Below are 11292 nucleotides of genomic sequence, written 5' to 3'. Positions count from 1 at the left end.
CTTTCGTTGCTTTCGCCATTTGTTTATAGGGATTCGGTTTACGATGTGGGCAAACGATGCCATATTTACGCATAATACGCTGGATTTTCTTTCGGTTCATGACGAGATCAAAATCTTGTTCAAGCGTCATTTTAATCGAGCGTGAACCTTTCTTATAACCACGACGCTTAAAGGCTTTTAAGATCTGGTCGCGTGCTTCTTCATCTCGTTTTTCCTTTACAGCTCGTGCTTCTTCTGTCTCTAAAAAGCGATAATAGCCTGAACGAGAGACGTTTAAAAGCGTACAAAAATACGTCACCATGCGTTTAAATGGAACCTGCTTAAGCGTATCTGCAATGAGTTGAAATACTTTACGTGCGCTTTGTATTTGACTGTCGCTGAGCAGCCTCCTTTCGGTCACTTCGAGCTTTTTTAGTAGCTCGATTTGTCCTTCTCATAATTCAATACGAGCTGCTTGTCTTTCTACCATTTCTGTCATGGTTAATTCACGCTGTAACGGTCTGCCCGAGCTCGTTTTTCGCGTATCTGTCAGACCAATTAATCCATTTTGATCATACGCTTTTCGCCAACATGAAGAAGCTTGTTCAACACGCTTCATCCCGAGCACTTCGATATCAAAGCCATATTCGCTAAAAATCTGTCTGGGTGTTTTACCAGCCAAATACTCATTGATACTGTAGAAGCCATCATGTATGGACTTGCCATTGCCACAATGCTTGTAGCAGTAATGCTATGGTTTAGCAGCTACAACACTGTGATGACATCTGATAAATTTATTTATTTATTCGGCAAGGTATCGCCAGCCCTATCACTTACATTGTCCATTTCATTGCGCTTAGTGCCACGCTTTCGTCATCAGCTAGCACAAATTGTCCAAGCACAAAAAGTAATCGGTATGGATTATACAGCTGGTTCCCTTTGGCATCGAATTAAATGTATCGTACGCATCCTATCTATATTAATTACTTGGGCATTGGACAATGCGATTGATACAGCGGATTCTATGAAGGCTCGTGGTTATGGCATTAAGAAGCGATCAGTTTTCTCATTGTTTGTCTTTGAACGTCGTGATGGCGTCGTTTTAGCAATAATTTTAGTGCTTTTTCTTACGAATTTAGCTGCTGGCTTTATTGGTGCAACAACCTTTTATTTTTATCCAACCTTTAGTGCACTCAACTGGGATATTGGGAGCATTTTATTTTACAGTAGCTACTTGTTGCTGCTCTCTATCCCACTCATTATCGAAATAAGGGAGGCGTTCAAATGGCGATCGTTAAAATCGACAATGTAAGCTTTACATATCCAAATGAGACAGAGCCCGTATTAAAAAATATTGATTTAACGATTCAGCAAGGTGAATTCATTGCATTCATCGGACAATCTGGCTGTGGCAAAAGCACGCTGCTACGCCATTTTAAGCGTGAGCTACGTCCACATGGCAACAGGACAGGTCATATTTTTTATCAAGGCTGTGATTTAGAGCAGCTCGATGCAGAAGTAGCAGCAGCTGATATTGGCTATGTTTTTCAAAATCCTGATAATCAAATTGTTACAGATAAAGTATGGCATGAGCTTGCCTTTGGCTTAGAAAGTCTTGGTGTGAATTCAGCGACAATTCGCCGTAGAGTAGCGGAAATGGCTAACTTTTTCGGCATTCAAAAATGGTTCCATCAAAAGACAACTGAGCTTTCTGGCGGACAAAAGCAATTATTAAATTTAGCCTCTATTATGGTTATGCAGCCAAAATTACTACTGTTAGACGAGCCGACATCACAGCTTGACCCGATTGCAGCATTGGAATTTATTCAAACATTGCATCGCTTAAACAAAGAGCTGGGCATTACAATTATTTTGATTGAGCATCGCCTTGAGGAGGTACTTCCACTCGCTGATCGTGTGCTGATAATGGATAAAGGAACAATTTTATTTGATGGTTCCCCACGCGAAATTTTAAAGACATTACCAGCAAATCATGCAATGATTACAGCTTTACCGACAGCCACAAAAATTTTTCATTCATTGAATGGTGAAGGACTGACTCCTTTGACCATTCGTGAAGGACAGCGTTGGCTGAAGGAGCAACAAATTCCCGCAATTGCGCTGCCTCCCATCATACAGCAAAATAAAGAGAATATTGTATTGGAGGCAAGGGATATTGCCTTTCGCTATGAAAAAAATGGACAGGATATCGTCTATCATTTCAATTTACAAGTAAAGGAGCAGGAGTTTTTAACAATACTCGGTGGCAATGGAACTGGTAAATCCACGGTATTATCCATTTTAGCAGGGCTTCAAAAGCCTTATCGTGGCAAGGTCACTTTATTTAATAGGCCATTAAAAAGCTATAGCAATAAGCAATTATATCAGCACTATTTAACATTGCTGCCACAGGATCCAAAAACTTTATTTGTTCAAAAAACCGTGCAACAGGAGCTTGAGGATATGGCTCATTTACATAAAATAACGAAAGAAAAAATGCAGGAAACGATTCAATTATTCCAATTGACGCATCTAGTCAAGCGCCATCCATATGATTTAAGTGGTGGTGAGCAGCAAAAGCTAGCGCTCGCTAAGCTGTTGTTAATCGAACCAAAAATTTTGTTACTGGACGAGCCAACAAAGGGACTTGATGCACAGGCAAAAGAAGAATTGGCCAATATTTTAAAGGATTTACAGACAAAAGGGATGACGATTATTATGGTGACACATGATATTGAATTTTCAGCGCAATATAGCAGCAGATGTGCCCTATTTTTCGATGGCAGCATCGTGTCAGAGGATGAGCCACGTGCATTTTATAGTGGCAATAGCTTTTATACGACAGCCGCACACCGCATATCACGGGAACAATTGAACAATGCCATTACATGTGAGGATGTCGTTACACTATGTCAAAAAACATGCGTTTAGCTATTTCACTCTTTGTTATTTTCATTGCTATTCCACTTACTTTATATGCGGGGATTACGCTATTTGCTGATAGAAAATATTATTTTATTTCGATTGTCATTATCATTTTAGCATCTGTCCCGTTCTTCCTATCCTTTGAACGCCGTAAGCCACAGCCACGTGAAATTTTAGTGATTGCTGTCATGTCCGCCATTTCGGTAGCCGGGCGCGCATTGTTTGTTGTGACACCAGGCTTCAAGCCTGTTGCAGCAATTACTGCTATCACAGGCTTTTCACTTGGGGCAGAGGCAGGCTTTTTAACAGGCGCTATTTCTGCCCTAGTATCCAATATGTTTTTCGGACAAGGGCCTTGGACGCCATTCCAAATGTTTATGTGGGGAATGATTGGCTTTATTGCAGGGCTACTAGGGAAAACTGGCATCATGCATAAAAAAATCCCTTTAATTCTATTTGGTATGTTTGCAGGTATTTTTTTCTCTTTCGGTATGGACATTTGGGGAACAATCTCAATGTACGGGGTATTTAGCTGGAGTGCTTACATTATTGCCTTAACCTCCGCTGTGCCCTTTATGATTGTTTACGCAATATCAAATGTTATCTTTTTATTATTATTAGAAAAGCCTATACGTGAGAAGCTGGAGCGCATCAAAACGAAATACGGATTATTACAGTAGTGCAAACGGTTTAGCTTGCTGAATGGAGACAAAAAACTATTGAAATCTTGGGGAAATATGTTATTGTAAAAACATAATCGAATATGATGGTTAAATGAGTGCTTAGCAATGCTGAGGTAAAAGGGAAATTAGTGAAAAGCTAATGCAGCCCCCGCTACTGTAAGTGCAGATGAAATCACGCCAATCACTGTTCAATGGAATGGGAAGATGTGAAAGTAAAACGAAGCACGAGCCAGGAAACCTGCTTATTTAATTGGTCACTTGCTTTTCGGAGGGAGAAGTATAGGCGAGACATCGAATGTACAAAAATGTGTATACATTAGCATATACACGCTTTTTCAACATGAAATCTCATAGCCTGTATCTCTTTACTTTAGAGATACAGCTTTTTTTAGTTTAGTATAAGGAGGGTGCATATGATTTTATTTATAGAAGGAATAAATGAAACACGTGAATTAGCCATTACATTGCAGCAGCAAGGGCATCGTGTCATCACACAAAACACTTGTTTAACTGGGACTTTTTTAATGAATTCTTTATCTGTTCATGAAATGGTTGATATGATTACAGAGCACGAAGTTACTTGTGTTGTCGATGCAAGTCACCCATTCGCTAAGGAAGCATCAAAAACCGCAATGGAGGCTGCCTTCAATTGTGGTGTCTCCTATGTGCGTTACGAGCATCCCCAGCTTGTTATGTAAAAATCGATTATACTAAACTCCCTTACAAAACGTGACGTTGCGACTTCATATATTACATGAAGTCGCAATTTAATCATTCCTCTAAAAATCTACTCACAACGGCTGCTTGCACATTTTTTTACGTTGCTGCTGATGCCGCCGCTGCATGATCCGCCTTTACACAATCAATGGCTACAACAATTGCGATAATCAGCTTCTCCAGTGCTTCATCTAGCACCTCTACCTTATAGCTATCGCCCCATGTAAACCATTCTTTATTCACACTGCCAACTACTTCGCCATGCTTTAATAATGTAAAATTCATATCAAACCAATTACCACGTACTTCAATGCCTTCTGCTTCAATGGAATAACGTGCCTTTAAAAAGCTGAATTCCTTTTTAATTTTCACCATTTCTCGTCCATTCACTTCAACAAAAAACGTTGGCAAAAAGCTAAAAACCTTTTTTGTGATTACTGCCACCTCAGCTCGCGATGTATCAAATATTGTATACGTCTTCGGAATTTGCAAAAAGCTCCCGTCAACGAAATAGACATCCTCTCCTTTGGCATTTTTCACAGTAAACTTCCCACTTAGGCTCAATACTTTTTGTTTAATATAAAGCTGTTTCATCTTATCTCTCCTTTCGTTTTCTAATTAACTAATATACGTTGCTCCTTTCCTTATAGATTCATAAATATAGAAAAGACTGTGAAGAAGTATAAACTTCCCCAACAGCCTCTTCCTTATAAACCACGCGTAGCCATTCTTTCATGTGTTGGCAATGTAGATAAGTCAATTCCCTTCATTGGTGTACCTAGGCCATTTGATAAATGAGCAATCAGCTCATAATCTTGATAATTCGCTGTTGCTTGCACGATTGCCTTCGCAAATTGCTCAGGGTTTTCCGATTTAAAAATGCCTGACCCTACAAATACACCATCTGCCCCTAATTCCATCATTAACGCTGCATCGGCTGGTGTTGCTACACCTCCTGCCGCATAATTGATAACTGGTAAACGCTTTGCCTCTTTAATTGCTAGTAATACTTCATATGGTGCGCCAAGCTCCCTTGCCTCTGTCATTAATTCTGCGGAATCTAGATGAATGATTTTTTGCACTTGCGCATTCACCTCACGTAAATGACGCACTGCCTCCACGATATTTCCTGTACCTGGCTCTCCTTTTGTGCGCAGCATTTTTGCGCCTTCACCAATGCGTCTTGCTGCCTCGCCAAGATTACGTGCACCGCATACAAATGATACTTTGAACGAGCTTTTTAATAAATGGAATTCCTCGTCTGCTGGTGATAATACTTCACTTTCATCAACAAAATCAATATTCAATGCCTCTAGCACACGTGCCTCTGAAATATGACCGATACGTGCCTTTGCCATAACAGGAATTGCAACAGCCTCTTGTACTTCTTTAATAATTCGTGGATCTGCCATGCGCGCCACTCCACCAGCTGCACGTATATCTGACGGCACACGCTCTAAAGCCATTACAGCTACTGCTCCTGCCGCCTCCGCAATCCTTGCCTGCTCTGCATTAATAACATCCATAATTACGCCACCATAGTTCATCATTTCTATCTTCCTCCTTTTCCTAAATTTAGGTTATCATATTTTGACCATTACAAAATATCCAGTTTTATATTTTTTAAAGATGTCAGATTAATTAAAAGAACTTTCAGAAAACTAATTGCATGATTACACTATTTATGATAAATTGAAGCCTATACTTCAATTTAATAAAAAATGAAGGAGTGACTTCCTTTTGATATCCATTAAAAAGAAAATTGAACAGCATTTCAGTACACTATCGAAGTCGCAGCAAAAAGTTGCCAACTTCGTATTAAATAATCCATCTTTTATTAGTATGCACTCCGCTGCAGAAGTCGGAAAAAAGGCAGGAGCAAGTGAAACAACGGTGATACGCTTTTGCTATTCAGTCGGATTGGACGGCTATGTACAGCTTCAACAAAAATGGAGAGAATACTTATTTGAGCATAATACAAATAGTACATTAGGTAATTATGTTGCCTCAAAGAAAGCATTACCAGGCGAGCAGCTTTGTGAAAAAGTAATGGGGCAAATGAGCAAGCAAATCGCCAATGTTGCAACGCAAATTGACCCACAGCAATTTCATGAAGTGACAAAGAAAATCCATGAAGCAGGCACTATTTACTTAATTGGAGCTGGTGGCTCTATTTTTGCGACACAATGGCTACAGTTTACACTCAATATGCTGCGACCAGGGGTGAAGCTTGTACATACAGATACAAGCACCTTAATTCGAACATTGCAGGAAGTTGACGAAACGGCTGTGGCAATTGTCGTTTCCTTACATCGCTATTATAAGGAGCCAATTGAAATTGCTGAGCAATTTCAGCAGCGCGGTGCTTATATTATTGCGATTACAGATACAAATGTCGCACCGATTCATCCATATGCGCACGAAACATTTGTTTTACAGCAGGTAGAGCTTTCAACAATTGACTTAATGCCCGTCTTAATGGCATTTCTCAATACGTTAGTAGCAGGCATGATGTCACACGATATCCCATACTATAATCAACAACGGATCAATTATGATGATTTTCAAAATAGCTTTTTAGCAAACAGATGGAGTTGAACAAAATGACCGTACAAACAATTACAAATCAAATGGACAAAATATTTACTCATTTACATGCAAATCCAGAAATTAGCTGGCAGGAAGTTGAGACAACTGCTTATATTGCGCAGCTTTTAAAGGATGAAGGTTTAGAGCCACATACGTTTGACAATATGACAGGCCTCTATGTTGATATAGGTAAAGGCGTTCCGAAAGTAGGCTTCCGTACAGATATGGACGCACTTTGGCAGGAGGTTGGAGGGAAATTTCAAGCCCATCATTCTTGTGGACATGATGGGCATATGACGATAGCTCTTGGCGTAGCATTATTATTAAACGAGCAAAAGGATCGCCTCTCTGGCGCTGTGCGCATTATTTTTCAGCCTGCTGAGGAAAAGGGGCAAGGGGCAAAAGCTGTCATTCAACAAGGTGTAACTGCACCACTTGAATATTTATTTGGCACACATGTAAGACCATTAGTTGAAATTCCAGATGGCGTGCACACACCTGCACTTTATCATGGTGCGGCTAAAATGTTTACAGGCACCATTACAGGAATTGAGGCACATGGTGCTCGCCCTGAGCAAGGAATTAATGCAATAGAAGTAGCTGCGGCCCTTATTGATGCAATGAAACGTCATTGGATTAGCCCAACGCAATCGGCATCTATTAAAATGACACAGCTTCAGGCAGGAGGCTCCTCAGCCAATATCATCCCAGGTAGTGCGACATTCAGTATCGATGCACGCGCCCAAACAAACGAAACAATGGAAGCATTAACAAATGGCTTCCATAAAGCTGTCACGGCAGTGGAAACACTTTACGGGGCTAGAATTGAAACAACTTGTGCGGCACAAATTGTAGCAGCGCAAGTACATGATGAAGCGAAAGCCATTATGAAGCAGGCAATTATCGAAACAGTTGGAGAGCAATATTGCGCTGGCGATGTCGTGACACCAGGTGGAGAAGATTTCCACTATTATGCCTATGAGCAGCCACATTTGAAAACAACAATGCTGGGCTTAGGCTGTGGTGTTACGCCAGGGCTTCATCACCCACTGATGACCTTTAACAAAGAGCGTTTACATGTTGGAGCTGAAATTATTATGAAAGCTTTATTATTGACATTACAAAAAGTAAAAGGAAGCGAGTGCTGATGATTGCAATTAGAGAGCTAACAACGATTGAGGAAATGGAGCTCGTGCAGCAGCTAGAGTGGAAAGTCTGGGGCATCTCCCCTATTCCAACACATCAAACATTTACTGTCGTAAAAAATGGTGGTATCATCGTTGGGGCCTTTGATGCTGATAAGTTAATTGGCTTTAGCTACGCCTTCGCTGGCTGGAAAAATGAGAAAAGCTATTTATGCTCACATATGCTAGGTATTGATAATGCCTATCGCTCACAGCAAATTGGTGAGCAATTAAAGCTAGCTCAGCGCAATATCGCCATTCAAAAAGGCTATGAACTAATGACATGGACATATGACCCACTCGAAACACGTAACGGCTTTTTAAATTTAACAAAGCTCAACGGCATTTGTGATACGTATATTGAAAATTGCTATGGAGAAATGCAGGACGGCTTTAATAAAGGACTACCTTCCGATCGCTTTGAAGTTCATTGGCATTTGACAAGCGATTATGTGGTGCACAAACATCAGCCTTTAGCTCCAGCACCTATTCCTCTTGGTGAGATCGTAATAGATGAACAAGGGTTACCCACTTTAGGTGCCAGGCACACACACAATTTACACACAATTTATGATGCGCAGAGCTATTCCTTACCTGTTCCGCAGGATTTTCAAGCATTAAAAAGGCAAAGTCAGGAGCATGCATTGCATTGGCGGCTTGCTACACGGAAAATTTTTCAAGAGCTATTTGCAGCAGGCTATGCAGCCGTTCGTATAGAAAAGCAATCACAATGGAATCAATATATTTTTGTGAAAAAATCAGCTTTAACACTGGAGGAAATATAAATGAAAATTACTGAAATGACGATACGCCATTTACAAATGGAGTTAAAGTCTCCCTTTACAACAAGCTTTGGCACATTTACGACGAAAAACTTTTTACTGTTAGAGGCAAAGGATGAGTCAGGTACAATTGGTTGGGGCGAGTCTGTTGCCTTCGATTCACCATGGTATAACGAGGAAACGATGAAAACAAACTGGCATATGCTGGAGGATTTTTTAATTCCACTTATTTTAAATAAGGAGATTACTCATCCAGATGAAGTAAGTGATATTTTTTCAGCTATTCGTAAAAACAATATGGCAAAATCGACGATTGAAGGTGCTGTTTGGGATATTTATGCACAACAAACGAACCAATCATTAGCACAAGCTCTTGGTGGAACAAAAGATAAAATCGAAGTAGGTATTAGTATCGGCATTCAAAATTCAATTGAAGAGCTTGTTGAATTAGTTGGAGGCTACGTACAAGAAGGCTATAAGCGCATTAAAGTGAAAGTAAAGCCGGGCTGGGATGTTGAAGTGATGCGTTCATTGCGCAACGCCTTCCCAAATGTGGCGATTATGGCGGATGCGAACTCAGCCTATCGCTTAGAGGATGCACAATTACTAAAGCAATTAGATGAATTTAACTTAACAATGATTGAACAGCCTTTAGCTTCAGATGATATTATTGACCATGCAAAATTACAGCAGCAGCTAGCTACACCGATTTGCCTAGATGAAAGCATCCATTCGCTTGAAGATGCCCGCAAGGCTGTTGAGCTAGGCTCTACTAAAATTATTAACATTAAAATCGGTCGCGTTGGCGGCTTAACAGAGGCTAAGAAAATTCATGATTATTGCGCTGCTGCGGGTATCCCTGTATGGTGTGGTGGCATGCTGGAATCTGGTGTAGGTCGCGCGCACAATGTCGCACTCACAGCGCTACCAAACTTCATCCTACCTGGTGATACAGCAAGCTCGAGTCGCTATTGGGAAAAGGATATTATCGAACCAGAGGTTATCGCTGAAAACGGCTATATCCAAGTGCCTCAATCAGTAGGTATCGGCTATGAGATTAATAGAGAAACTGTTGAATCCTACACTGTAGCAAAAAAGATTTATCGCTAATTGATAGCTGCTTAGAAAATAAGTTAATATAACTTTCTAGGCAGCTATTTTAAGAAAATACTTGAATTATTCGCTTATTAAAAATCAGAATTTTCTAACTAAAATAAGGAGTGAAACAATGAAAAAAAGCTTACAAATTGGCGGAGCGTTTGTCGGACTCATTGTTGGAGCTGGCTTTGCATCAGGTCAAGAAATTATGCAATTTTTCACAAGCTTCGGCTTCATCGGAATTATCGGTGCATTGCTAGCTACATTTGCCTTTTCATTTTTAGGTATGACATTAGCGCAGCTTGGCTCACAGCTTCAAACAACTTCACATAAAGGTGTTATTTATTACATTGGTGGTCGCTATCTTGGTCTTGCACTCGACTTTTTAATTACCTTTTTCCTATTCGGGGTCGCAGTCGTTATGTTTGCTGGCTCTGGTGCAACCTTCCATCAAATGTTCGGCATCCCTACGATGGTTGGTAGTATTATTATGGTGCTTTTAACAATTGGCACATTGCTTTTAAATGTTAAAAACATTATTAATATCATCGCAGCTCTTACACCTTATTTAATGGCAATCATTTTTATTATTTTAATCTATTCATTGTTTACGATGGATGTTTCCCTTTCAGAGGCAGATCAACTTGCTAAAACACAGGCATCTGCAAGCTCTAATTGGTTAGTTAGTGCACTTTTGTACGTTTCTTATAATCTTGCAGCAGGTGCAGCCATGCTTATTGTGATGGGCGGAACAGTAAAGGACCGCAAAGTAGCTGGTCTCGGTGGGATTTTTGGCGGTATTATGCTTGGTATGCTTATTATTTTAATCAATGTGACAATGCTTGTGAAAATAGATGTTGTGGCAGGTGTCGATATGCCAACACTTGCTTTAGCAAATCAAATTCATCCGTTCGTTGGCATTTTAATGGCCATTGCCTTACTCGGTATGATGTACAACACAGCTGTTGGTATGTTTTATGCGTTCACAGTACGTTTTGTAGCACCAGATCATCAAATGTTTAAGCCTGCGCTAGTTCTCGTTGGTACGGCAGGATTCCTTGCCAGTTTTATAGGCTTTACAAAATTAGTAGGTAAAGTATATGCTTCAATGGGATATTTAGGATTTGCCCTTATTTTCGTTATCGTTCTAGCATGGCTTAGAAAAAAATGAGTTTCATCATGATGGAGGGCTGTTTGGGAAGAATCATCTTTGCAGACAGCCTAATTTTGTGTATGTAAAATTAAATCGCTTACTATATTTTTATTTTTTTATTAATTCGTTATTTAGTATTATGTAGCGTTATGTTAAAGTAAAAGTAATTATTGCCATTTTAT

The 11292-nt window shown here is 40.0% G+C and carries 13 protein-coding genes and 1 riboswitch; of the genes, 9 read left to right on the top strand and 4 right to left on the bottom strand.

The window, feature by feature from the left end; translation table 11 throughout:
• The coding region (locus tag M3Z76_RS15590) for an IS3 family transposase (RefSeq protein ID WP_295656973.1) at window positions 1-301 on the bottom strand (301 nt) is incomplete at its 3' end.
• A gap of 132 nt (window positions 302-433) precedes the next feature.
• The gene (locus M3Z76_RS15585; protein WP_295656970.1) at window positions 434-661 is read right to left on the bottom strand and encodes a helix-turn-helix domain-containing protein; all 228 of its coding nucleotides are present in this window, start codon (window positions 659-661) and stop codon (window positions 434-436) included.
• A 27-nt stretch (window positions 662-688) separates the two neighbouring features.
• Here M3Z76_RS15585 and M3Z76_RS15580 point away from each other — a divergent pair, with 27 nt between their 5' ends.
• From M3Z76_RS15580 to M3Z76_RS15565, 4 genes are all read left to right on the top strand, one after another.
• Window positions 689-1291, top strand: coding sequence for an energy-coupling factor transporter transmembrane component T (locus M3Z76_RS15580; protein ID WP_293928791.1), 603 nt, complete (start codon window positions 689-691; stop codon window positions 1289-1291).
• A complete protein-coding gene (locus M3Z76_RS15575; protein ID WP_293928789.1) occupies window positions 1264-2910 on the top strand; it encodes an ABC transporter ATP-binding protein in 1647 nt (548 codons plus the stop codon). Before M3Z76_RS15580 ends, M3Z76_RS15575 begins: the two co-directional genes overlap by 28 nt.
• A complete protein-coding gene (locus M3Z76_RS15570) occupies window positions 2889-3584 on the top strand; it encodes an ECF transporter S component (RefSeq protein WP_293928787.1) in 696 nt (231 codons plus the stop codon). Before M3Z76_RS15575 ends, M3Z76_RS15570 begins: the two co-directional genes overlap by 22 nt.
• Before the next feature lie 79 nt (window positions 3585-3663).
• Window positions 3664-3847: riboswitch (cobalamin riboswitch) on the top strand.
• A gap of 153 nt (window positions 3848-4000) precedes the next feature.
• Entirely contained in the window at window positions 4001-4285 is a 285-nt protein-coding gene (locus tag M3Z76_RS15565) for a precorrin-6A/cobalt-precorrin-6A reductase (protein WP_293928785.1), read from the top strand.
• A 118-nt stretch (window positions 4286-4403) separates the two neighbouring features.
• Here M3Z76_RS15565 and M3Z76_RS15560 read toward each other — a convergent pair whose 3' ends face one another.
• On the bottom strand, window positions 4404-4898 hold the full coding sequence (locus M3Z76_RS15560) for an LURP-one-related/scramblase family protein (RefSeq protein ID WP_293928783.1): 495 nt from the start codon (window positions 4896-4898) through the stop codon (window positions 4404-4406).
• A 113-nt stretch (window positions 4899-5011) separates the two neighbouring features.
• A complete protein-coding gene (gene pdxS, locus M3Z76_RS15555) occupies window positions 5012-5860 on the bottom strand; it encodes a pyridoxal 5'-phosphate synthase lyase subunit PdxS (RefSeq protein ID WP_293928794.1) in 849 nt (282 codons plus the stop codon).
• Between the two features lie 184 nt (window positions 5861-6044).
• On the opposite strand from pdxS, the gene M3Z76_RS15550 reads away from it, so the two are divergent.
• From M3Z76_RS15550 to M3Z76_RS15530, 5 genes are all read left to right on the top strand, one after another.
• A complete protein-coding gene (locus M3Z76_RS15550) occupies window positions 6045-6902 on the top strand; it encodes a MurR/RpiR family transcriptional regulator (protein WP_293928782.1) in 858 nt (285 codons plus the stop codon).
• Window positions 6903-6907: 5 nt separating this feature from the next.
• On the top strand, window positions 6908-8041 hold the full coding sequence (locus M3Z76_RS15545; RefSeq protein ID WP_293928780.1) for an amidohydrolase: 1134 nt from the start codon (window positions 6908-6910) through the stop codon (window positions 8039-8041).
• Window positions 8041-8862, top strand: coding sequence for a GNAT family N-acetyltransferase (locus M3Z76_RS15540; protein WP_293928778.1), 822 nt, complete (start codon window positions 8041-8043; stop codon window positions 8860-8862). Before M3Z76_RS15545 ends, M3Z76_RS15540 begins: the two co-directional genes overlap by 1 nt.
• Complete coding sequence (gene menC / locus M3Z76_RS15535) at window positions 8863-9969, top strand: o-succinylbenzoate synthase (RefSeq protein ID WP_293928776.1); 1107 nt, start codon at window positions 8863-8865, stop codon at window positions 9967-9969.
• Between the two features lie 118 nt (window positions 9970-10087).
• Window positions 10088-11128: a YkvI family membrane protein gene (locus tag M3Z76_RS15530; RefSeq protein ID WP_293928774.1), complete on the top strand. Its 1041-nt coding sequence runs from the start codon at window positions 10088-10090 to the stop codon at window positions 11126-11128.
• Window positions 11129-11292: the final 164 nt, after the last annotated feature.

The sequence above is a fragment of the Metasolibacillus sp. genome, from assembly GCF_025291715.1.
GTDB classification, from domain to species: Bacteria; Bacillota; Bacilli; order Bacillales_A; family Planococcaceae; genus Metasolibacillus; species Metasolibacillus louembei.
This window is presented reverse-complemented; position numbering and strand designations above follow the sequence as displayed.